This window comes from Verrucomicrobiota bacterium (assembly GCA_016871535.1).
In the GTDB taxonomy this organism is placed as follows: Bacteria; Verrucomicrobiota; Verrucomicrobiia; order Limisphaerales; family SIBE01; genus VHCZ01.
The window spans coordinates 22624-46530 of record VHCZ01000018.1 but is presented as its reverse complement, the minus strand read 5'-3'; the positions used below and the strand labels follow the sequence as shown (position 1 = coordinate 46530).

17 protein-coding genes are annotated in these 23907 nt (G+C 60.1%); 4 read left to right on the top strand and 13 right to left on the bottom strand.

The genetic code is table 11. From position 1 onward, the window contains the following. Positions 1-371: 371 nt before the first annotated feature. A complete protein-coding gene (locus tag FJ398_04540) occupies positions 372-1286 on the bottom strand; it encodes a redoxin domain-containing protein (GenBank protein ID MBM3837224.1) in 915 nt (304 codons plus the stop codon). Between FJ398_04540 and FJ398_04535 the strand changes: the two genes are divergently transcribed. Genes FJ398_04535 through FJ398_04525 form a run of 3 tightly spaced genes read left to right on the top strand, consistent with a single transcriptional unit; the run spans position 1273 to position 3438 of the window. Next, entirely contained in the window at positions 1273-1644 is a 372-nt protein-coding gene (locus FJ398_04535; protein MBM3837223.1) for a hypothetical protein, read from the top strand. The genes FJ398_04540 and FJ398_04535 overlap by 14 nt on opposite strands. Before the next feature lie 30 nt (positions 1645-1674). Next, positions 1675-2766 (top strand): 3-dehydroquinate synthase, encoded by a 1092-nt coding sequence (locus FJ398_04530; GenBank protein ID MBM3837222.1) that lies wholly within the window; start codon positions 1675-1677, stop codon positions 2764-2766. Between the two features lie 33 nt (positions 2767-2799). After that, positions 2800-3438: a hypothetical protein gene (locus FJ398_04525; GenBank protein MBM3837221.1), complete on the top strand. Its 639-nt coding sequence runs from the start codon at positions 2800-2802 to the stop codon at positions 3436-3438. Positions 3439-3446: 8 nt separating this feature from the next. On the opposite strand, the gene FJ398_04520 is transcribed toward FJ398_04525, so the two are convergent. From FJ398_04520 to FJ398_04485, 8 genes are all read right to left on the bottom strand, one after another. Continuing rightward, the gene (locus FJ398_04520; GenBank protein MBM3837220.1) at positions 3447-4661 is read right to left on the bottom strand and encodes an ATP-binding protein; all 1215 of its coding nucleotides are present in this window, start codon (positions 4659-4661) and stop codon (positions 3447-3449) included. Between the two features lie 44 nt (positions 4662-4705). Beyond that, positions 4706-7411, bottom strand: a complete 2706-nt coding sequence (locus FJ398_04515; protein MBM3837219.1) for a VCBS repeat-containing protein — start codon at positions 7409-7411, stop codon at positions 4706-4708. Then, complete coding sequence (locus tag FJ398_04510; protein MBM3837218.1) at positions 7347-7766, bottom strand: YjbQ family protein; 420 nt, start codon at positions 7764-7766, stop codon at positions 7347-7349. The genes FJ398_04515 and FJ398_04510 overlap by 65 nt, the downstream gene beginning before the upstream one ends. A 13-nt stretch (positions 7767-7779) precedes the next feature. After that, positions 7780-9801, bottom strand: a complete 2022-nt coding sequence (locus FJ398_04505; GenBank protein ID MBM3837217.1) for a DNA topoisomerase IV subunit A — start codon at positions 9799-9801, stop codon at positions 7780-7782. Positions 9802-10915: 1114 nt separating this feature from the next. Next, positions 10916-12487, bottom strand: coding sequence for a methionine--tRNA ligase (locus tag FJ398_04500; GenBank protein ID MBM3837216.1), 1572 nt, complete (start codon positions 12485-12487; stop codon positions 10916-10918). Positions 12488-13073: 586 nt separating this feature from the next. Further along, positions 13074-14111, bottom strand: a complete 1038-nt coding sequence (locus tag FJ398_04495) for an undecaprenyl/decaprenyl-phosphate alpha-N-acetylglucosaminyl 1-phosphate transferase (protein ID MBM3837215.1) — start codon at positions 14109-14111, stop codon at positions 13074-13076. Beyond that, positions 14108-15262 (bottom strand): glycosyltransferase family 4 protein, encoded by a 1155-nt coding sequence (locus FJ398_04490; GenBank protein MBM3837214.1) that lies wholly within the window; start codon positions 15260-15262, stop codon positions 14108-14110. The genes FJ398_04495 and FJ398_04490 overlap by 4 nt, the downstream gene beginning before the upstream one ends. A gap of 151 nt (positions 15263-15413) precedes the next feature. Beyond that, on the bottom strand, positions 15414-18488 hold the full coding sequence (locus tag FJ398_04485) for a tetratricopeptide repeat protein (protein ID MBM3837213.1): 3075 nt from the start codon (positions 18486-18488) through the stop codon (positions 15414-15416). A gap of 132 nt (positions 18489-18620) precedes the next feature. On the opposite strand from FJ398_04485, the gene FJ398_04480 reads away from it, so the two are divergent. Continuing rightward, a complete protein-coding gene (locus FJ398_04480; GenBank protein ID MBM3837212.1) occupies positions 18621-18863 on the top strand; it encodes a hypothetical protein in 243 nt (80 codons plus the stop codon). A gap of 83 nt (positions 18864-18946) precedes the next feature. Here the strand turns inward: FJ398_04480 and groL are convergent, their stop codons facing one another. The 4 genes from groL to FJ398_04460 all read right to left on the bottom strand — a co-directional run bounded on the left by groL (position 18947) and on the right by FJ398_04460 (position 23907). Further along, positions 18947-20584 carry a chaperonin GroEL gene (gene groL, locus FJ398_04475; protein ID MBM3837211.1) on the bottom strand — a complete coding sequence of 546 codons (1638 nt, stop codon included), beginning with the start codon at positions 20582-20584 and terminating at the stop codon, positions 18947-18949. Positions 20585-20622: 38 nt separating this feature from the next. Beyond that, positions 20623-20916: a co-chaperone GroES gene (locus FJ398_04470; GenBank protein MBM3837210.1), complete on the bottom strand. Its 294-nt coding sequence runs from the start codon at positions 20914-20916 to the stop codon at positions 20623-20625. Positions 20917-21054: 138 nt separating this feature from the next. Beyond that, positions 21055-22992, bottom strand: coding sequence for a molecular chaperone DnaK (gene dnaK / locus FJ398_04465; protein MBM3837209.1), 1938 nt, complete (start codon positions 22990-22992; stop codon positions 21055-21057). A 204-nt stretch (positions 22993-23196) separates the two neighbouring features. Further along, entirely contained in the window at positions 23197-23907 is a 711-nt protein-coding gene (locus tag FJ398_04460) for a redoxin domain-containing protein (protein MBM3837208.1), read from the bottom strand.

Below are 23907 nucleotides of genomic sequence, written 5' to 3'. Positions count from 1 at the left end.
TGAGCCGACGCCGGAGACCGCTGAACAGCCGCAGCCAGCTTAGTGGTCCATTTCATAAATACGCTCACGTTCGCGGCAAGGGATTTTTCGGCCAGACGAGGCGCGAGCGACGAGCATATCCCGAAGTAGATCTGTAAGGAGCAAGCAACGAAGTCTGGCGAAAAAGAACTGCCGCCCTTCGGGTTGCGCCGAATTTTGCCTGGGGCTGCGTTGCTCCTCGGTCACAGCCCCACTGGCGGGGGATGCTCGCTCGTCGCGCCTTGCCCCAGGCCAAATTGGGCGCAACGAACGTGAGCGTATTTACGAAACGGACCACTTAGGGTCATTGTGAGGATATGAGGAGCAGGCAGGATGCCGGCAGGATGCCTGCCCTACTTTTCACCCGCCGCCTTCATGATTTCGGAGAGCAGTTCGTCGGCGGTCCATTGATTGCCTGGGAAAATTCTCTGAATGCGGCCCGAGGCGTCGATGACCACGGTCCGCAGCTTATGTTCCCAGTTTTCTCCCTGTTTGACGATCGGCAGATCGAACTGCTCCGTGATCGCATCGATGTCGATCATGGCGCCGGTCACGAAGCTCCAATGCCTGGGATCCTGGCGATACGTATGCGCGTAGGCCCGTAAAACCAGCGGCGTATCGAAATGCGGGTCGAACGAGATCGAGAGCAGTTGCCAGTTCGTCGGGGCATTGGGCGTCGTCGTGAGCTGCTTCTGAACGGCCCCGAAATGGCGCGACATCAGTGGGCAAAACTCCGGCACGGGACAACGCGTGAAAATGAACGTCAGCGCCACGGCCTTGCCTTTGAAATCGCTTAGGCTGACCGCCTGCCCAAGTTCGTTTGTGAACCGATAATCCGGCATCGGGTCGCCGGCGTTCAACGGCTCCACATCGCGCACCAACCGCACCGGCGGACGCACGGAGGGAGAGGGGGGCGCGGGGGACGTTGCTTTTCGGATCTGGTCGATCCACGACGCGTCTTCCGTCACGTGAAGCTGGAAGACGATGGAGTCGCCAACCGCCACACCTTGAAGTTCCTTCGGATCTTTGGCTGTGAACGGCATGGTCATCGCGGGCATGTAATTCGGCACTTCCTCGTGTTGAATCGTGACCGTGGGGTTGCCGGCTTCCAGTTTCTTCAAAACGCCTTTCACCGTAAAGGTCCGCAGATTGGTCGCGGACTGGCTGTCTGCGGCGGGCTTCGATTCCGGGCCGCGGCTGCACGAAGCGAGTGTGGCAGCCATCGCCAGCGACAGCAAAAATACCGATGCTTTCATGGGCGTCACCATAAGCGCCACGAAGTCCAAAGACAATCCTCGCGCGGTGCGGACGGTGCGGAGCTTTGCCTCCCACGTCGCCTCTTCCTGGGAACCCGACGGGAGGGCTGCGTTGCCGCGCAGCCGGTCTTCCGTCGATGCGGCGCCGCAGCAGCACCGCCCTACCGGCGACAGGTTCAAGGGCCGAGTGCATGGCGTCGTCGCCAATGCGGCTTCCCAGGAACCGGACGGTAGGGCGAGCCTGTCCCCAGCGAGCCGAGTCGGACGTGTTTCCACGCACGCCGAGCGGCTCGCCGGGACGGACTCGCCCTGCCAGGCCCGTGAGGAACAGGGAACTTCCCATCGATACCATTGTGATGGGAACCTTTGACAGTGCCCGTCCGCTCAATATCCTTCGCTCATGCGCACGGTGAACGTCCCGCTGGGGGACCGCAGCTACCCTATCCTGATTGGCCCGGAGGCTTTGTCCCGGCTGGCCGCGGAGTGCAGCCGCCGGAATCTGGCCTCGCGTTGCGCGGTCATTTCCGACCGCAAGGTCGCCCGTCTTTACGGCGCGACGGTGCAGCGCTCGCTGCGCAACGCCGGTTTTGATTCCATCCTCATTGCCGTTCCCGCTGGCGAAACCTCCAAACAGTTGAGCACGGTTCAACATTGTTACGACCGGCTCGCCGCCCACCGTTTAGAACGCGGCTCGTTCATCGTCGCCTTGGGCGGCGGCGTCGTGGGCGACCTGGCAGGTTTCGTGGCCGCCACCTATTTGCGCGGGATTGCGTTCGTGCAAGTCCCGACGACGCTGCTGGCCCAGGTGGACAGCTCGGTCGGCGGCAAGGTGGGCGTGAATCTGAAAGCCGGGAAAAATCTCGTCGGCGCGTTTTACCAACCGCGATTTGTCCTTTGTGATCTCGCCACGCTGGATTCGCTGCCGGCGCGCGAATTTCGCGCCGGCCTGGCGGAGGTCATCAAATACGGAATCATTTACGACGCGGCCTTGTTCCGGCGCCTCGAACGCGATCTGGAGAAGATTCTACGGCGGGACCGTGAGACGCTTTCGGCCGTCGTCGCGCGGTGCTGTCAGATCAAAGCCGAAGTCGTGAGCCAGGACGAAACGGAGAGCGGTCTGCGCGCGATCCTGAACTTCGGCCACACCATCGGTCACGCGATCGAAGCGATTTCCGGCTACGGCAAGCACCTCCACGGCGAAGCGATCTCCATCGGGCAAGTCGCGGCCGCGCGAATCTCCGCGGAGCAGTTTGGATTACCGGCGCGTGACGCGGAACGCATCCGGACTTTGTTTGCGCGCGCCGGATTGCCCACCGAAATCTCGCTGACCGCCGCGCGGTTGGAACGCCTGTTCAACGCGATGAAGCTCGACAAAAAGGTCCGCAGCGGCGAGATCAAATTCGTTGTGGTGAAGAAAATCGGCCAGGCGAGCTTCGGCCACCGTGTGCCCGCAGACTTGATCGAGCGTGTGCTGATTGATCTCAAATCATAAATCATCAATCGTAAATCATAAATCCCCGACTGAATGTCCGCCGTCAGCGAAACCATCGTCCGCGAATACTTCGAGCTGCACGGCTTTCTCGTGCGGCAGCAGCGGAAGTTCATCCCGCGCACCGGGCGCGAGGATGCCGAGATCGATTTTCTGGTTTTCAATCCGCAACCGAAGCTCTCCGACTTGCCGCTTCCGCCCGTGCTCAGCTCGGACGACTTGCGCCAGGTGGCCCGCGCCATCGTCGTGGTCAAGGGCTGGCACACGGAGACGTTCAGTTCCGCTATGCTGAGCCGGCAGCCAGAGATTTTTCGTTTCGTCGATCCGAAGGTTTTTCAGAGAGCCGCGCGCGCTTTCGGGGCGGAAGGAGCTTTGGCGAAAATTCTGGTTGTGCCATCGCTGCCGCAACACGAAGAAGGCCGCAGCCAGACTTTGGATCTGCTCAAGTCCAAGGGCATCGATGCCGTCATCCCGTTCGGCACGCTTCTGGCGGATTTGATCGACAGCGTGGAAACCAACCGCAACTACCAGAAGTCCGACCTCCTGCAAATCCTCCGCATCCTGAAGAACTACGAATTCTTCAAAGAACGCCAGATGGAACTGTTCAAACCGAAGCGCCCGCGCAGCAAGAAAACCCCGCCCGCTGAATCCGGTTCTCAAGCGCAGCAGAGTTGAGACTTGGTTCAATCAAGCCACTCCCAGGCCGGCAGCACGGTGATGTTCTGGCCATCTTCCTTGAGAGCATCGCGCTGATTGAGCGTGAGCACCAAGAGCCGGCGTTTGCGCCCGCCGGCCCCAGGCAGCCGTCCGGCAGCCAGCAAGCCGCGCAGTTCGCGAGCGCGATTCGCGGGCGTCAGTTCGGCGCAAACCTGGATCACTTCGCCCGGCGTGACGAAATCGCATTCCCACTGGTGGGATTCGGCGGCGAAAGTGGGCGCCTCCCCGCGGCGGCGCAAGGCAAGCAAAACCGCGTTCTCCAGCCGACGGCCCACATCCGGCGTGGGATTTGGCGTGTTGGCGGCGCAGAAACCAGGATCGATCGCGTAGTATTTCGGCGGGCTGACCACGCGCCGTTTGAACGATGGGCTGAACTTCGGCACCACCAGCAGCAGCCAGGCGTCCTGCAAATATTCCACGTAGCGTGCGGACTGCGCGACGGAAGGGATGGCCAGCCCCTTGGCCAGAGACTGCAGCGAGAGGGGTTGACCGGGGTGTGCCAACAGATGCAGAGCAAGGTTCATCAAATGCCTTGTGTCACGCAGGGCATAGCGCGAGACGATGTCGCGCTGGACCACGTCCCGAAGCAATTCGCGCAGCAGTGCCGGGCCGGCGGCCGGTTCGCGCAACGCCCCGGGAAAGCCGCCTTCGTCCAGATAACCGCGCAACGCCTCAGCGCCGCGTTGATACTTGCGAAAAGTCAGATATTCGCCGAACGAAAAAGGGTAAACCGCCGTGGAGACATGGCGGCCCGTGAGCCTGGCGCCTAGTTCTCGCCCCAGCAATGACGCGTTCGAGCCGGTCACGCAGACGCTACGCCCGGCGTCGAGCAACGCGCGCACCAACCGTTGCCATTCGGGCGCCTCCTGCACTTCGTCCAGATAGACGGCTGCGCCGGCATGGTGTTCGTCCAGGACAGAAAGCAAGGTCGGGAAATCTTCCGGCCCCAGTCCGTAAAGCCGCGTGTCCTCCAGGTTGCAGAAGACGGCGGCCCCGCGCGTCTTTCGGCAAAGCTGTTGCTGCAACGTGCTCTTGCCACAACGCCGGACGCCGGTCAGCACCAGCGCATGTCCGGCCACGCGTTGGAGGGACTGGACCACCCGGCGCGGCACCTCCGTTGGGAGCGGGCTGACCACGCTCGGACTGGCCAGCGCGGTCACCAGTGTTTCACGCAGGAGCACACCGGTGTTCTATTACAAGATACACCGGTGGACAATCGTAAAGCTCACTCCTGCGGATACAGAATGATCCGGTCGTGGACGACGACGATCAGGTCGTTCTTGCCGTCGTTGTTGAAGTCCGCGATGAGCGCTTCGCGCGGTTCGGCGGAGTCGGCGCGGCGGCTGCGGAACGTCCGTTCCTCGAACACCTGCCACCGATTGGCCGGCACGAGCCGATGCGGCGGCTCGTACGTCACCACGTCGATGTAGCTTTTGCCCACTTCCAGAAACACGAGATCCTTGCGCCCGTCATTGTTCAAATCGCCGGACACGACATCGTGCAGGAAAGCGTCCTTGATGGGCGATTCGTAGCCGTCGAGTTCCGTGAATTCCCACACGTCCCCGTGAAAGGTCATCCACGCGGCCAGATTTGCGCCGAGGCAGGCGATGCTGTTCGGCCTGGAATCGCCGAGCGCGACGGCTTGCAAGCTTTGAAAATCACTGACTGGCAAGGGCAGATTTCTCGCGACCTTCCATACGCCGGCCTGGTCGCGTTCGCTCAAGGTCAGCGCCTTCCCTTCCGCGTCCAGGAGGAAGATTGAAGCGATGGCGTTGGCGCCGTTGCGCATCGCGGCGGCGCCGACAACGCGGGAATTGCTGCCCGCGCCATTGATTTGCTCCTTCACTGTGAACGACCATTCGGCGCCTTTTGGTTTGTCGGAATCGGCGCGCGGATTCTCCAGAACGACGGCGCGCAAAAAGTTCTTTTGCGCCAGGAGCAATTCCGGTTTGCCGTCGCCGTCCACGTCACTCGTGGTCACCCAGGGAAGTTCGGCGCTGCCGCCGGGCGGGGTAATATCCTTTTCCTCGAAATCTTTCTCCGCGGCCTGGAGAAGCACTTTGATTTTCTCGTACGGAATCAACACCACGACATCGGCCAGGCCGTCCTGATTGATATCGTGGATCAAGACGGATTTTGGATTCGATTTGAAACTGGCGTTGAGCGGTTGGCGGCGGAGTTTTCCGTCGGCGCTCAAGATTTGCAGTTCGCGCTTGCCGTCGAGGTCCGTGATCACGGCAAGCGACGGTTTTTCGTCCGGCTTGAGCGGCCCGATGTCCATGGCCAGCGGCCGGCCTTGATGCGGCAATAGCCTCGGGAAAGCGATTCGTCCGTTCTGATCGAAACGCGTGAGGCCCACTTGCCGTTCATCCGCGCTCAGGACAAAGATCTCCGACTGGCCGTCGCGGTCCCAATCCGCCACGGCCAGTTCGCTGACCCCGGTAAGGGTGGGAAAAAGTCGGGCCGCGGCAAGCGAACCATCCGTTTGCTGCAAATACACCGTGAGCTGCCCGCTTTCCGGCTCCGCGACCAATAGATCGGGCAACTGATCGCTGTTGATGTCCGCCCACGCGACGCCGCGTTTTGCCTTCGTCGTTTTGGCCAAAGGCAACACGTGGAACTGGCCCTGGCGCCAATCGCCGGTCAAGGCGTCGGCTGGCTTTTGCGTGAAGTGCGAGATTTGCGCGCGGCCGGATTTCTGGGCGATGGTGATCACTTCCGTCTTGCCATCGCGATCCAGATCGTCGGCCCAGTAGGAGCGAATCGGAGGCAAGGTGAAGTGAATTTCCGGCCCCAGTTGTTTGTTGGAATTCTGCAGCCGGAAGCGAAAAGGATTCGGGCTGTCCCAATTGACCAGCAACAAATCCTCGCGGCCGTCCCCCTGGATATCCAGCACTTGCGCCGACAGGACGGCGCCGGAGTAGGGAATCTTCTCCGGCTCGGCCAGCGAGTGGTCCGCGGTTTGCGCCAGCAAATAGACATGATTCTCCGCGAGCAAAAGCAGATCCGTCCGGCGATCGCCGTTCAAGTCGCCGTGCGTGAGCGCATTCTGGTTCAGCAAACCGTCCTCGATCGGCCAGCGTTTCGGCGCGCTCCAGCCGTTGGTCCCGCTGTTGTAAAGCACGACCAACTCCTTGGGTTCGCCGTAATAGGCGATGTCCGGCCGGCCATCTCCATTGAGATCCGCGGCGGTGAAAGCGGTGATGCGCTTTTCGGACGCGATGGATTCGATGCGGAACCGGGCATCGGGCGGCAACTGATTCAACTCGCGTTTGACTTCGGGTTTCGCTCTGGCAGCGAGGTTGGTCTTGCCCGTCTGATTGTAGAGCAACGTAATCTTCGACCGCAGGTTGTTCACAACGAGCAAGTCTTTCAACCCGTCTCCGTCCAGGTCCGCGGCGTTCAGATGGCTGATGCCGTATTCCACCGGGAAGATTTCTTTGCCCGCGAAGCCGAAGCGGTTGGTTGCGGAGTCCGCCGCGGCCAACATCCTGGTCGTGAAAGCAAGCACCAAGAGGGCCTGAGCGAGCAGCGCAAGCCGCGCCAAGCCTCCCAACGAAATTGCGGGCTCCGCAGCAGACGCCGCGCCGTTCCCCCTCACCCCGGCTCTCTCCCTCAGGGAGAGGGAGAATTCAATTCCACGCAGAGAGGAGTCGGAGCGTGTTGCCAGATCGGAGGGGGAGGCGAACGAACTCCCTCTCCCCTGGGGAAAGGGCCGGGGTGAGGGGAAAGGAGGCGTTCGCAGGTCGGAGCGTTGAGTTTCCCTCAAGGCATCCGACACAAGCATTGCGGTTTGTAGCAACTTCACCATAGGAAAATCACTTCGTTGCCCGGCAGCGTGGCAGTCCCATTTTTCTTTGGCTAGTTTATTCCCCCAGCACGTGCACGACCAGCCGGCGCGTGTGCGGGTGCGTGCGATGTTCCCACACATAAATGCCTTGCCAGGTTCCCAGCGTCATGCGGCCGGACGCCACAGGAATACTGAGGTTCACGGCGGTCAGCGCAGTGCGGACGTGCGCGGGCATGTCATCGTCGCCCTCCGCAGTATGGCGGAAAAGATCGTCGCCGTCTGGCACAAGGCGCGCAAAGAATCTCTCGAAATCGCTCCGCACCTCCGGGTCGGCATTCTCCTGGATCAAAAGGGACGCTGAAGTGTGGCACAAATGGAGCGTCACCAGGCCCGAGCGAACGCCGGACTGTTGGACCAACGCTTCCACGTCTTCCGTGACTTCACGAAAGCCGCGCCCGGGCGTCCGCACTTTCAGTTCATGGACGACTTGCCGCATGGTGATGGACGCTTCACGCAAACGCTACCCGAGTCGTTGGCCCTTCGGGATCCCAGCCGCGCGGCGGTTTGCTGTTGATCGAGGAAACATCCTTGATCGAGATTTGCCGCCCGCGTGTCTTCACGCCTTTCACTTCCACCTCGGAGGGATTGCACGTCTGTTGATGGATCTTTTGATACGGCGCGGGTTTGTATTTGATGAACAATTCCGGGGGCGTGTCCGGCTCGAAGAACAGGATTTTCGACTTCGGCGGAATGCAATGGTAAATCTTGTTCAAGATCGTTCCGCCGAACGTGAACCGCTTGAGATACGTCGCCTCGCGATTCGTGTAAGCCAGCGTGAAAATCCGCTCGCGCTCCGGCAATCCGCAATAGACCAGGTCCGGCCCGACGAACAATTTTTCCGGCAGCTCCGTGACCTTGTAGTGTCCGTCTTTGAAAACCAGCACGACTTTGTCGAACTTCGTGCAATCGACTTTGAATTCGTCTCCGGACACTTTGTAGCCGACATAGCCAGCCTCGCGGTCGTACGCGACCTTGAACGCCTTGAACGCGACTTCCTTCGCGTCCACTTCGTCGTAGCGGCTCGATTTCGTCAGGCGCGGGTATTGCGGCCCGTACTTCTCGATCAACGCCTCCAGATGGCCGATGACGAACCGGGTGAGGCCCTTCAGATTCTTCCGTGTCTCCGCCAGGTCCGCCTTGAGCTTCTCCATCTCCTCGCGGTGCTTGTTGATGTCGAAAAGCGAAATCCGGCGAATGCGCACGGCGAGCAGCCGGTCCACGTCCGCGTCCGTCAACTCGCGAAGCAACTGGCGGCGGAAAGGCTTGAATCCGTCGTGCACCGCGCTGAAGACGGCCTCGTTCGTCTTGCACTGCTCGATTTTCTTGTAAATGCGTTCCTCGATGAAAATGCGCTCCAGCGTGCGGAAGTGCAGCTCGTCTTGCAGCTTCGTCTCCTTCAGCTCCAACTCGCGTTTGAGGATTTCCACGAGCTGGCTCGTGTTTTCCTTCAGCACGTCGGACACGGTCATCTCGACGGGCCGATTGTTGCGGATCACGATGATGCGGCTGGCAATGGTGACTTCGCAGTCCGTGAAGGCGTAAAGCGCATCGACGAGTTGTTCCGCGCTGACGCCTTGCGGGGCTTTCACCTCGATTTCGACTTCTTCCGAAGTGAAATCGTTGACGCTTTTGACCTTGATCTTCCCCTTGCGCGCCGCGTCTTCGATCGACGCCATCAAGGAATCGGTCGTGGTCGTCGGAGGAATCTCTTTGATGACAACCGTGGAATCGTCCTTGGTTTTGATCTTGGCGCGGACCTTGATGCTGCCGGCGCCGTCGCGATACTCCCGCGCGTCCATCAAACCGCCTGTTGGAAAGTCCGGCAGCAATTTGAACGGCTGCTTTTTGAGAATCGCGATCTGCGCCTCCAGCAACTCCGCGAAATTGTGCGGCAGAATCTTGCACGACATCCCGACGGCAATGCCTTCGGTGCCGAGCATCAGGAGCAGCGGCAGCTTTGCAGGCAGCACCACCGGTTCCTTGTTCCGGCCATCGTAGCTGGCCACGAGCTCAGTGAGGTCGTCGTTGAAAATTTCCGTGCGCGCCAGTTCCGTCAGCCGGCATTCGATGTACCGCGGCGCGGCGGGCGGGTCGCCGGTGTAAATGTTGCCGAAGTTGCCCTGGCCTTCGATGAGGCAGCGCTTGTTCACGAGCACGACGAGAGCATCGGAGATCGCGGCTTCGCCGTGCGGATGGTACTGGGCGCAATGGCCGGAGATCGTGGCCACTTTGATGAAACGCCCGTCGTCTTTCTCGTGCAGCGACCACAGGATGCGCCGTTGCACGGGCTTCAGGCCGTCGGCGAGATTCGGAATGGCGCGGTCGCGGATAACGTAGGAAGCGTACTGGAGAAAGCTGGTATCCACGCGCCGGTGCAGCGGGAGTTCGACGTTTGCGGGCTTGCCGTTGCGCGGTTTGGCGGGCGCGGCGCCGGATTCGGCGATGACTTCGGTTTTCTTGCGTTCACTCATGTTCGTGGGCGAATTAAACAAATGGAAGCGGTCCGAAGCAAGGAGGGTCTCGTTTTGGAGTCATTCTGTTTCCAGATGATCCCCCACAAATTCAGAGCGACCACTAATCCTCGAATTCCAATCGGATGTCGGTTTGAATTGGCGGGGAGATTCTCGGCAACCTTAACTTTTCCACTTCATCCTGCATAGCTCTGCACAGTGCGGATTCTTTCTTGCTGAGAGTCAACGCACGCGTAATCTCCCATCGTTCCGCAGCAGAGATGCTTAGCCGGCACGCGGATCAGACCATTGCAAACCATGTCTTACGCGAAAGAAAAGGGAACGGTCCTGCCGCACGAGGTCGATGACCTTACTCACTATGTATTTCACAATTACTTTTCGCTCATGACACTTGCGGAGAAGATGACATACAAGGCACTCGTGGCCGAGCGGAAGGCGGAGCATTCGTCCACAGATGAGATGAAGCGACTCATTCGACGGCGATTCGGGTCCAGTGAGCCACAGGTGCTGGCACTCCTCGACAAGGGCGCGGAGGAGTTCTTGATCTCTACTCGAGATCGGATTTTGAGAACTCGCAGTGAGGAGGTATTCCTGAATCGGTGTCCGAAGTGCGGGGCGCTTGCGAGAACGCCGAAAGCGTGTCTTTGTCCCAAGTGCTCCGATGCTGGAGGCAGGCCCAGGCGCGGACGAGTCTGAAAGAGGCGAAGCGGCGATTCCCGGTGGATGGGCCGGGGAGAGAATTCGCCGAAGGTGCTTCGCGCATTCAACCGCTGAACCCACCCCTGCCCCTCTCAGGAGGGGAGCTTCGTTTTCAGCGTCACTTTCAAGTTCCCCTGCTGGGAGGGATGAAGGGGTGGGTTCGTGGGGAGAGTCCGCCGAAGCATGTTCGCCCCATGAGCCAGGCAGGGCGAGTCCGTAGCGGCGAGCCGCTCGACGTGCATGGAACACGTCCGAATCGGCTCGCTGGGGAGAGGCTCGCCCTACCGCAGATTCACAGGAAGGAGATGCGTGAAGGCCGAGCAGATCCCTCCGATAGGAAGAAGCAATTTGCCCTCTCCCCGACCCTCTCCCACTTCGTCGCGGGAGAGGGAGAAGACCGCGGCGGCATGCACCGTCAGTTTCTCCTCGGGAACAACGCCGCAGGTTCGCCGATGGTGTGCCCGGCGGGCAAGCCGCCCCAAGCGGCGCGCGCCAGTTGGTTCGGCTCGTCCGGGAGTCCGAGTTGCTGGAAAATCTTGGTCGATGTCGTCGGAACGAACGGCCACAAGAGCACGGCCAGGACGCGGCAAGTCTCCGCGAGGTTGTAGAGCACTTCATCCAGACGCTTGGCTTGCGCGGGATCTTTGGCCAGCTTGAACGGCGCGGTGTGATCGACGTATTGATTGGCGCGGTTGACCAGCGTCCAGACGCTTTGCAGCGCCGTTTGCAATTGGCACCGCTTCAGGTGCTCGAGAGTCGCGCGCACCACATTTGCCGCTTCGCTGGCCAATTCATCCGAGCGCGCCGGCACGATCCCGTTGCGATAGCGTTTCAGCATCGAGAGCGAACGGTTCACCAGATTGCCCAACCCGTTGGCCAATTCTGCGTGGTAACGGGCCTGAAAACCGGCGTCGGTCCAGTTTCCGTCCGGGCCAATGTCGAGTTCCCGCACGACGTAATAACGGAACGCGTCCAGGCCCCACTCCGCGATGACCGCGAGCGGATCGACGACGTTGCCCGTGCTCTTGCTGAGCTTTTGCCCGTCCTTTTGCCACCAGCCGTGCACGAGGATTTGCTTTGGCAAGGGCAGTTCCATGGCTTTGAGCATGATCGGCCAGAACACGGCGTGGAATCTCGATATGTCTTTGCCAATGACGTGGACGTCGGCAGGCCAGAGGCGCGGCGCGGGTTGAGAGCCGGGAGTTGAGAGTGGAGAGTTGGGAAGGCCTTTGAGGGCGGCCAACACCGTAGGATCTCCGAGGTGCGCGGGGAGCGTGACGTAGTTCAGAAGCGCGTCGAACCAGACGTAGGTCACGTAGGCCGGGTCGAAGGGCGTGAGGATGCCCCAGTTCAATCGCGCGGCGGGCCGCGTGATGCAAAGGTCCTCGAGCGCGCTGTTCTTCAGAAAGCCCAGAATTTCATTCCGGCGCTCCGGCGGCGAGACAAAGTCGGGATGCGTTTCAATGTAGTGGGTTAACCACGACTGGTGTTCCTTCATCCGGAAGTAATAGTTCTCCTCCTCCAGTTCGATGACTTCGCCGTATTGAGGATCGAACGTTCCGTCCGGGCGTCGGTCGCGATCGGTCAGGAAGGTTTCCTCCTTGGGCGAGTAAAAACCCTTGTAGGTCGCCTTATAGAAGTGGCCCGCGGCATGGAGCTTGGCCAGGAACGCTTTCACGAAATGTTTGTGCCGCGAATCGGTCGTGCGGATGAAATCGTCGTTGCTCGCTCCGAGTTTGCCCGCGAACGATTGGAAGCTCGCCGCGAGTTCGTCGCAATAGACCTGCGGAGCTTTGCCTTCGTTCAAGGCCGCCTGCTGGACTTTCTGGCCGTGCTCGTCCACGCCGGTCAGAAAGAACGCCGCTTCGCCCAGGCTTCTCCGCGACCGCGCGATCACATCTGTGACGACCTTTTCGTAGCCGTGTCCGAGGTGCGGCTGGCCGTTCACGTAATCGATCGCGGTCGTGATGTAGAAAGCTTTCGTCATGCGCTGGTAGTCTCGCTGACAGACACCCGGTTGGCAACTTCGGGGAAAACCCCGCGACGCGCGGTAGGCGTGCGGTTAGAGCGTGTCCGAAAATTGCGCGGGGTCCTGCGGCGAGGGATTTTGGCTGTGGCCAAGGCGGCGAGGTCCGAGCATCCCCAACGCGGGCTGTAAGGACCGAGCCAACGCAGGCCACGGACAAAAGACCCGCCGCCCGGAGGGTTTTCGCGCCAAAGGCCGCCTGGCTTCGTTGCTCCTCAGTCGAAGATCCAGGGAGGATATTCTCCTTCGTTGCGCCTCGCCATCCGGCCTTTGGCGCGAAAACAGGACCCCGCGGAATTTTCGGACACGCTCTTAGAAGTTTCGGTCAGTCGCGATTCGATTGGCTCCTCTCTCTCCCCGCGAGGAACAAGTAGAGAGAGAGCTGGAGAGGAGCTGGAGAGAAGGGTTTCTTGGAAAAGCGAAATCGGACGCCCCTCCTCTCCCCAGCCCTCTCCTCCCTTCGGGAAAAGAGGGGGAAGACTTCGCTGACCGACAGTTTGAATCGCACCCTCGCCGCAGCAGGCCTGTGGACAAAGGAGCGCAGATTTTAGAGGAACGCCACGCTGCCCACCGCCGCTGCGATGAGCCAGATGACGGCCACGGCTCGGGCGCGGCTCAGGCCACGGCGGACGAGGCGATGCGACAGGTGATTGGTGTCGCCCACGTAAAACGGCTTTCCGATCCGCCAGCGCAGGATGACGACCCAGGCCAAATCCAACAGCGGAACGGCGAGGATGAGCAGCGGGGACAACACCGCCCACGCGTTCTGATGTTCGCGGGAGTAAAAGTGCGGAAGAACCGCGAGCACCGCGAGGAGGAATCCCACCAGATGGCTGCCCGCGTCGCCGAGAAACGCCGTGGCTTTCGGGAAGTTGTAAGGAAGAAAACCCAGAAGCGCTCCGGAAATCATCAAAGCGAAGGACGCGACCAGGTACTGGCCGTGCAGCGCTGCGCTCCAGGCGAATTGCCATGCGCAAATGGCCCCCAGGCCCGAACACAGTCCATTCATGTTGTCCATGAGGTTGAACGCGTTCGTCACGGTCAGAATCCAGAGAATGGTCACGGCGTAACTGAACAGAACGCTGGGCACGAACAGCGTGATCCGAACGCCCGAAGCTGCCACCAGCGCCGCGATGAAAAGCTGGCCGCTGAACTTCACAGCGGGTTTCAGTTCGTGTTTGTCGTCCAGCCAGCCCAGGAAAAACATGGCGGCCGCCCCGAGAAAAATCGCCACCAACTGAGCCGCGCGGCGGCGAAGCCCGTATTGCAGCAAATCGCTCGTCTCTGCATCCAACAAACCGCGTCCCATCCCAGGCGCCTGGCTCATGGGATTCGGCAGGCCGCTTCCCCAAAAATAAGTGCTGACCGAAACGGCAACGATACCCCCGATCAAGGCCAGCGCGAGCGCCGTGAGCACGGCGAAGCCTCCGGCCAGCGCGATTGGCTGGTCGTGGATTTTTCGGTGCCCCGGATCATCGACCAATCCGGTCCGATTACACCATCGCCGCCACGCCGGCAGTGAAATCAGCGCCGCCAGGAATGCGGAAACAAACGCCAGGAGATAAACGTTGAAGGGGAAGGTCATCGGTTGAGCAACTTCAGATAAAGCTCATACTGCGCGTCCACCATCTTCGCGACAGAGAATTGCTCGGACGCGAGCGCCCGGCCTCGGCGGCCCAGTCTTTGCCGCAGTTCTTCATCGGCCGCCAGTTGAAGAAGGCGTTCAGCCAGCGTTTCCAGATCCCCGGGCCGGACCAGAAAACCTGTTTCGTTGTCGAGGCAGACTTCGCGTGCTCCGTCGCAATCGTAAGCGACAACCGGGCGCGCAGCCGTCAGAGCTTGCGGCAAGGCGCGCGCCAGGCCTTCCCGGCGCGACAGATGGACGAGAACACCCATGATGCCGATAAAGGACGGGATCGCGTCCGGCGGAACCAACCCCGTGAAGAGGACGTGCTTTTCCAGGCCCAGATCGCGCACCCTTTGTTCAAATCGCGACCGCCATGCGCCGTCGCCTACGAGGAGAAACTTCATTCGCGGACACGCTTTCACGAGGCGCGGCGCCACAGTCAAGAGATCGTCGTGCCCCTTCAATTTGAAGAGCCGCGCGATCTTGCCGACCACGAAATCCGTTTCCGCAAGACCGAGCCTGGCGCGCAGTTTCGAATCATGGGACGCAGCCAGAAATGGCTCCAGAGCGAAGCCGCTGAAAATTCGCGTGTAGTTCTCGGGCTTTCCGATTCCGGCCTTGAGGTACTGGTGGATCATTGCGTTTGCGACCGCGATGAAATGCGTGGTGAATCGGGCCGCGTGGCGCTCAGCGCTTCGGAAAACGAGATTGAGAAGCCACCTCTGGAAGCTGCCGAATGACGGGCCGTGAATGGAATGAACGACGATCGGCACCCCGGCTTTAGCCGCGGCCAGGCGTCCAAGAATCCCGGCTTTGCCGCTGTGCGTGTGCACAATGTGCGGTCGCCGCTGGCGAAACAACTGGATGAGGCGGCGGTAAGCCAGCGCGTCCTTCCAGGGATGAGGAGTCCGGATTAGTTCCGGGACGACCGTGAGCAGGTCAGGAACGGCGGCGGCTTGATGTTCCAGGGAGCCTTCCGGGCCGGTGGTTAGGCCGGAGATCAGATTGATTTCCACGTCAGGTTTGGTTCGCAGCCCCAGAACTGACGCCAGGGTGTTCTCTTGGGCGCCGCCAACGATCAAGCGCGTGATGACGTGCGTGACGCGCATCCGTGAGTGTACTTATGAGATGGACCACTCAGAGTGTGTTTTGAAGGCCGCGGCAGCCGACATAAGGAGGCTCGCTTCTCCGAATCCGAAATCCGCAATATGCAGAGCCTCGTGTCCTCGGCAGCGACGAGCGGTGTTGATTCCCTCCATCTTAGCGACCGGCCGCGCGCAGCTCCTTGAGCCGGTCATTGACCATCTTCTTCTCCGCGGCCAGTTCGGGGCTTTCTGGTTCGGCGCTCTTCGGTTCAGGAACGAACTTCAAGTAGTACTCGTAGTTGCGAATGGCGGCCGCGGTGTCCTTCTTCCGGTAAGCGATCTCGGCCAATCCGTAATAGGGCACGTGATATTTCGGGAGTTGGCGCTGGAGTTTTTCGTAATCGGTTTGGGCTTCGTTCAGGCGACCACCCTGCAGATGGGCGATGCCGCGATTCTTCAGCGCGTTGACGTCGTTCGGGTTTATCTTGAGCAGTTGGGTCAATGGCCTGGCTGCGTCCTCGAACTTTTTCGTTTCAATCAGAATGATCCCCTTTTGGAGCAGCCCGTCGTAGTTGTCGGCCTCGATCTCCAGGACGCGTTCCACGTCGGCGAGCGCTTTCGAGTGATCTTTGCGTTCCATGTGCACAAGCACCTTGTAGAGCAAGGCCGAGATGTTTTTGGGATCTTTCTGAAGAATGCGGTCCAGCGAGGCCAGCGATTTGTCGTAGTCGCGGCTGTTGAAGTGAATCGTCGCCTGGTCCATCAGCGCGGAGCCATTGCCGGGATCCTTCTGAAGCATCCGGTCAATCGTGGCCAGCGCTTTGTTGGTTTGACTGGTGTGCGCGTAAAAGCGGGCCAGCGCCTCCAGGGCGGTCGAGTGGTCGGGAAACCTTTCCTGTGCCTTGATGAGGATTTGTTCCGCAGCCGGATAGTTGGTTCTGCTGAAGTGAGCGGAGGCTTCGAGGCGCGCCAGGGCCAGCTCGTCGTCCGGTGTCAATGGCGGAAAGGCCTTCGAGGCACGGACTTGTGCGATGCGTTCGAGTGCCAGATCGGGCCTGCGCCATTGCAGGAAGACGTTGGCCAGCCGCAATTGCGGGACAAGATTGGTGGGCTGGAGTTCCCGGACGCGGCTGAACTGCAGAGCGGCCTGGCGAAATAGGGTTTGCTGGAAGAAGATATCTCCGAGGTGAAGGCAGTAATCGGGTTCGTCAAACACGCCGTTGAACGCCAGCATGCTTTCCCAATCCCGGAACTCGCCGAGCCGGTCTTCCGCGCTTCGGGCGGAGCTTCCGGCGCTGCCCGCCTCGGCGCGGAGCAATCGGTTGAAAGCGACATTGACGCGCGCGGGTCTGTTATTCGTGTTCAGGCCGCTGGCGAGTTCAAACATGCGGCCGGCTTCGGGGAGCTGCCCGAACCGTTGCGCGGAAACGCCCCAGTCATTGGCGGCGCGCGAATAAAACACGGAGAGGAAAAGCGCGTCCCGGGATTCCCGCCGCGTTTGCTCTTTCACGAGATTCAAGGTGTCTTCGAGGCCTCGCCAAAAAAGCTGGTTGGTATCGAATTCCTGCCGGGTCAAAGGCGGCGGGTTGATCAAGTTGGTCGGATAGAGCACCAGGCGCGACGCCAGCCCCAACGGACGCGGGTAGAATTTCTCGAAGTAAAATCCGAAGCTCGGATGCAGGTAATAGATTTCGTTCGTCTGGCTCAGGCCAATCAGCGTGGCCAGCAAGTCCACGTCATCCACGATCTCGCCTTGCGGTTGGCCCGCCAGGATGTCGGGCCAGCGCGCCGGATAGCGTTTGACGAGTTGCCGGTGGTACTCCGGAATCGGCAGTGACCGGCTGTGAACCAGGACTCGTTCGTTGGACGCGGAGGCGCGGCCCATGTGAGCTTCCAAAAGCAGGAGGCTGTTCAGGTCGTCGCTGAGGACGATGGCGTTTTTTGCGGGCAACGGCGCAGCGCACTGTTCCGCGAATTGCTTGAGCAATGGGGCGCTGCTGTTCCAGAAATGGTGGAGGTTTTTGTAAATCAGGCCCCCGGGCACTCCGATCAACGCCAGCCAAACGGCGGCCGTCAAACCGCGATCCACCAGCAACGTTCCCTGGCCCCGGCGTTTCCAGGGCCGGTCTTTGCCCGGCCCGAACACGAGCAACACGTAACCGCTGAGATAACCAATGCTGAGCGCCGTGAGAAAATGGAACGTCAGCAGCGCGTCGTACGGGTAGCGGCTGGTCACCAGCGCGCGCGGGCTGAACTTCTGGTCGAATACCGTCCACACGCACGCCGCGAGCAGGACGACATGGATGAGCCGGAACATCAAATTCGAGATCATCGCTCCGGCTGCGCTGGTGTCGCCAAAACTCGAAGGCCAGCGAATGCCCAGGATGAACACCGGCAAGATGGACGTGAGCGACAACAAGAGCGCCCGGCTGCGCAGGTCGGGCCGCAACAGGAAGGCTTTTTGACTGGCTAACTCGGCCTTCAGCGATTGCCAAAAACCAACCGAGGCGGAATCCGTCCATGCCCAGACGGCCGGCAGCAACAGGTACAGCAGCAATCCTATGGCGCCGAGCGCTGCCATCCGTCCCATGAAACGGATCTGGAAAAAACTCGCTCCCTTGATCCAAACCAGCGCGAACAGGAACAGCGGAAAGAAGCCGATCATCGCCCAGTTGTTCGTGACGCCCACTCCGTAAACAAGCGCCAGGCGCGTCAACCAGGATTCGCGCTGATCGACGCGGTACTCCAGAAGACAACGGATCGAGTAAGCAAACACCAGGAGGCTCAGCGCTTCGTTCGTGACGGCGACGGAGTGTTCCCAATACGTCAATTGCAAACCGCAAGCCAGCGCTGCCAGGAGCGGCGGAACCCAGGCCGCGGGAATCGTGAGGAAAGAGAACTCGCTCCGTTCCCGCTGACGCTGAGCGTGGGTGCGGTCGTGCGGCAGGAGTGAGACGGATCGGGCGAGCAGGCCCAGGCTGAGCGCGGAGCAAACTGCTGCGAACAGATTCAGCGCGATGGGCTGCCACGCTTCCGGAAACCCGCGGATCGGAAACGTCAGCAAAAAGAACAGCGGCGCGTGCAGCGGCAACACCCAGTCCCACCCCGTCACCTTCGCCACATAGGGCAAGCTGTCCAGCGTGACCCAATGGTTGAGCGTGATGGCGTAAACCAGGAATGCCCCTCCTGTAATAATCCACGGCAGGCGGGTGTGCACAAAGCCATCCAAGGGATGCTGCTTGTCTTGCATAGATCGAGGTTAAACCAGTTGAAACCATGTTCGAGCTCTTGGCAAGAGAAGTTTGTTTTCCGTTTTCCGCCTGAATTCTCTTGATTTGACCTGTCTCTCGACGCTGAAGGCCAGGCCTTTTGTCTGCACGGATTGACGGCGGTCTTTCTTACGCGCCACGGCTGGTACCGGGTCGATCCGCGCGGCGACAAACCGGGGATCACCACCGATTTCTGTCCGCCGGCGGAGCGGCTGGCTTTTGCGCCCCGACTCCCGGGCGAAGCGGACATCCCAGGCCGCTATTCGGACGCGCTGCCGTGCGTGGTCTCGGCGCTCCGCCGATGGCGAACCGCGGATGAAGTGGCGCGGAATCTCCCCGACTGCGCGCCTCGGTGACGCGGCGCGGCTTCGAAAAGAAAGCGAGGCTGGCTTGCGCCAGCCTCGTATGATTGCCTCGGTTCCTCTAAGGCGCTGCGCGCTTAGTAGTCCATGCCGCCCATCCCGCCGTGGCCACCGCCCGCCGGAGCCGGTTTTTCCTTCTCCGGAATTTCGGTGATCAAGCACTCGGTCGTGAGCAACAGCCCGGCGATCGACGCCGCGTTCTGGAGCGCGGTCCGCGTCACTTTCTTGGGATCGACGACGCCCGCTTTCACGAGGTCTTCGTAGTCGCCGGTCGCGACGTTGTACCCGTCGTTGCCCTTGCGCTTCTTGACTTCTTCCACGACAACGGAGCCTTCCACGCCGGCGTTGTCGGCCAGGGCGCGCGTTGGGAACTCAATCGCCTTCTTCACGATGGACACGCCGATCTTCTCGTCCTCGTCCTTCAGGTGGAGGCCATCGATCGCCGACAAGCAACGGAGCAAGGCCACGCCGCCGCCGGGGACGATGCCTTCTTCGACCGCGGCGCGGGTCGCATGGAGCGCGTCCTCCACGCGAGCTTTCTTTTCTTTCATCTCCGTCTCGGTCGCGGCGCCCACATTGATGACGGCCACGCCGCCGGCCAGCTTCGCGAGGCGTTCCTGCAGTTTCTCGCGGTCGTAGTCCGAGGTGGTTTCCTCGATTTGCCGGCGAATCTGATTGACCCGGCCCTGGATCTCGCTGGACTTGCCGTAGCCTTCCACGATCGTGGTGTTCTCTTTGTCCACGACGATGGATTTGGCGCGGCCCATGTCATCGAGCTGCAAGTTCTCCAGCTTGATGCCGAGATCCTCGGTGATGCACTTGCCGCCGGTTAGGATGGCGATGTCTTCCAGCATGGCTTTCCGGCGATCGCCGAAGCCAGGCGCCTTAACGGAACAGACGTTCAGGGTTCCCCGGAGTTTGTTCACGACCAGCGTCGCCAGCGCTTCGCCTTCCACTTCTTCCGCGATGATCAGGAGAGGTTTGCCGACTTTGGCGATCCTTTCCAGGATGGGAAGGAGATCCTTCAGGCTGCTAATCTTCTTTTCATAGATCAGGATGTAAGCTTCCTCGAGCTTGCATTCCATCGTCTCGGCGTTCGTCACGAAGTAGGGAGAGAGGTAACCCTTGTCGAATTGCATGCCTTCGACCACTTCGAGCGTGGTCTCGATCGACTTGGCTTCCTCGACTGTGATCGTGCCGTCCTTGCCGACTTTATCCATCGCGTCGGCAATGATCTCGCCGATCGTGGTGTCCCAGTTGGCGGACACGGTCGCGACCTGCTTGATCTCTTCTTTGTCTTTGACCTTCTTGGAAATCTTGCCCAGGTGCTCGACGGCGGCGCCGACGGATTTCAGAATGCCGCGTTGAATGCCGATGGGGTTGGCGCCCGACGTCACGTATTTCAGCCCTTCGCGGAAGATCGATTCCGCGAGCACGGTCGCAGTCGTGGTGCCGTCGCCGGCGGCGTCGCTCGTTTTGCTGGCGACTTCACGCACCATTTGTGCGCCCATGTTCTCGTAAGGATCTTCCAGTTCGATTTCCTTGGCGACGGTCACGCCGTCTTTGGTGACGGTGGGCGAGCCAAATTTCTTGTCGAGCACGACGTTGCGGCCTTTGGGCCCCAGCGTGGCGGTCACGGCCTTGGAGAGCTTGGTGACGCCTTTGAGGATCGACTGACGGGCTGCGTCTTCGAAGAGTAATTGCTTTGCTGCCATAGTTTAGTTCCTTCGTTTTCCAGTTGGTTCCGTTTTGGTTATTCGATGATTCCCAGGATATCGTCGGAGTTGAGAATCTTGAACTCCTTGCCATCCAGTTTGATTTCAGTGCCTCCGTACTTGCTGATCAGCACGCGGTCCTTCACTTTGACTTCGAACGGGACTTTCTTTCCGTTGTCATCGGTCTTGCCGGTGCCCAGGGCCACGACAATTCCTTCCATGGGTTTTTCCTTGGCTGTGTCCGGAATGATGATCCCGCCTTTCTTGACTTCCTTTTCTTCCACTGGCTCGACCAGGACCCGGTCACCCAGTGGCTTTACGTTAATCGCCATACGCTTTGTTAGTTCCTTTGTGTTGTTGGTTGAGTTCGAATCAAATCCCGCCGCACCCGCTGCGGGAAAACTGTAATGTCTGGTTTTCGAGGCGCGGAGGCCATGAGTCTCGCGAGATGAAACCCGGATCCAACGGCCCTACTTCTTTTCATCCACGACTTCGGCGTCGATAATCGGGCCTTCGTCCTTGCCGCCTTCGCTTTTGCCGCCGGCGCGCGCCTCGGTGCCGGCGCCGCTCTGGCCGCGTCCCGCTTTGGTTTTTTCCGCCGCCGCTTTGTACAATTCTGCCGAGACGGCCTGCCACGCCTCGGTCAAACGCTCGCTGGCGGTCTTGATGGCGCGCATATCGCTGCCTTTCAAGGCGTCCTTCACGTCGCTGATCGCCTTTTCGATTTTCGATGTGTCGCCGCTGGAAATCTTGTCGGCGTTGTCGCGGAGCATCTTTTCGCTGCGATAGACGGCATTATCCGCTTCGTTGCGGGTCTCGATCTCATCTCGCTGCTGGCGGTCTTCCTCGGCGTGCGCCTCGGCATCTTTGCGCATGCGTTCGACTTCGTCTTTGTTCAAGCCGCTGCTGGCGCTGATGGTAATCTTCTGTTCCTTGCCTGTGCCCAGGTCCTTGGCGCTGACGTGCAGGATGCCGTTGGCGTCGATGTCGAATGTGACTTCGATCTGCGGCACGCCGCGGGGCGCCGGCGGAATGTCCGTCAAATGGAACTTCCCGATGGTCTTGTTGTCCTTGGCCATGGGACGCTCGCCTTGCAGCACGTGAATCTCCACGCCCGGCTGATTGTCCGAGGCCGTCGAGAAAATCTCCGATTTCCGCGTCGGAATCGTCGTGTTGCGCTCGATCAATTTCGTGAACACGCCTCCCAGCGTTTCGATGCCCAACGACAGCGGCGTGACGTCCAGAAGCAGAACGTCTTTGACTTCCCCTTTGAGCACGCCGCCCTGAATGCCCGCCCCCACGGCGACGACTTCGTCCGGGTTAACGCCCTGATGCGGCGGCTTGTTGACCAGCGTCCGAGCCGTTTCCACCACTCGCGGCATGCGCGTCATGCCTCCGACCAGCACCAGTTCGTCGATTTGATCGGTGGTGATCCCGGCGTCTTTCAAACAGTTCTTCACCGGCACCACGGTGCGCTCGAACAAATCGTCGCACAACTGCTCCATCTTCGCCCGGGTCACCTTCAGGCTGATGTGCTTCGGCCCGCTCGCGTCGGCGGTGATGAACGGCAGGTTGATCTCGTATTGCTGGGCGCTGCTCAACGCGATTTTCGCCTTCTCCGATTCCTCCTTGATCCGCTGGATGGCGTCGGGTTGCTTGCGCAAATCCATTCCGTGCTCTTTCTTGAACTCATCCAGGATCCAATCCATGATCCGCGCATCCCAATCATCGCCGCCCAAATGCGTGTCACCGTTGGTCGCTTTGACTTCAAAGACGCCATCGCCGATTTCCAGGACGGAGATGTCGAACGTTCCGCCACCGAGATCATAGACCGCGATTTTTTCGTCCTTCTTCTTGTCCAGGCCATAAGCCAGAGAGGCGGCGGTGGGCTCATTGATGATGCGCAAAACCTCCAGACCGGCAATTCGGCCCGCATCCTTGGTCGCCTGGCGTTGGGAGTCGTTGAAATAGGCGGGCACAGTGATAACGGCCTGGGTGATCTTTTCTCCAAGGCGCATTTCGGCGTCCGCTTTCAATTTTGCCAGGATCATCGCGGAAATCTCAGGCGGGCTGAACACCTTGGGTTTGCCTTCGACCTCAACCTCGACTGCGGCATCGTTATTGGACGCACGCACGACTTTGTAGGGGACGCGCTTTGTCTCTTCGGCGACCTCGTCGTATTTGCGGCCCATGAAGCGCTTGATGGAGTAGATTGTGTTGCGGGGATTGGTCACAGCCTGGCGCTTGGCGGCGTCTCCCACCAACCGTTCTCCGCTCTTGGTGAAGGCCACGACCGAAGGCGTGGTTCGCTTGCCTTCGCTGTTTTCCAGGACGACTGGCTCACCGCCCTCCATCACTGCCATGCAGGAGTTGGTCGTTCCCAGATCAATGCCTAATACTTTTGCCATAAATTCGTCGTGTTAAAGTCGCGAAGTTGGTTAGCACTGCGGATGCCAGCGCCAAATCCTCCGCCGCAAGAGGCTTGCTTAGAAAAGCTTGGAAGCGAAAACCTCGTGCTTGTGCATGGCCTGGGACCGGGCCAAACGCGTCAACGTGGCTCAGCTTAATCCTCCTTGTCCCGGTTTCCGTGGCACAACTCGAAAGATTTCGACTCAGTCTGAAATGTAACAGCCCACGCCTGGAACGGGGGCGTTCGTCACCGGCTGGTTGGACGCAATCGATGTTAGAACAGCTAAAAGGTCGCGCCGCGTCGGCGCCGGACGTTCCTTGCCGAAATCGACGTACCGATCATCAATCCGGCCGTGATAAACGAGCTTCGGCCCCGGAACAAACACTGCGACTTCCGGTGTCACACGCACTTGGGTTCGCTTGACCAATTCATGCCGTGGATCACGCAAAGCGCTGCAAGGGTATTGATACTCCTCCAGATGTTTCCGGATCGCACCGGGTAACTCACTCGCGCTTGGGTAAATGAGCCAGAACCTGATTCCCAGGGGCGCGAACTTCTCGTGAAGCCGGCGAATTTCCGGCGCGTAACGATTTGAAATTGGGCAATCGGTGCTTACGAAAACGAAGACAGTCGTGTTGGTGCTGTCTGGCGGAAGCGGGTCAACCCCATTTCCGTTCAGATCTTGAAGCCCCGTCAGTTCCGAAGTGCGAGGAGATCCGTTCTGGAGTGAGGGAACGCGGGAACATCCTGCGCTCAGAACCAAGAGGCCGGCCCACGCCAACGCGAGCACGAGCCAGAAGTTGCCGATTCCAGTCCGATTTGCCTGGTTGCTACATGTGAGAGTCACGTGATTTCTTCGGGGCGCCAGTATTAAGGCGTAAAGAACCCCCTCCGCAAGCATCAAGGAAGGCAC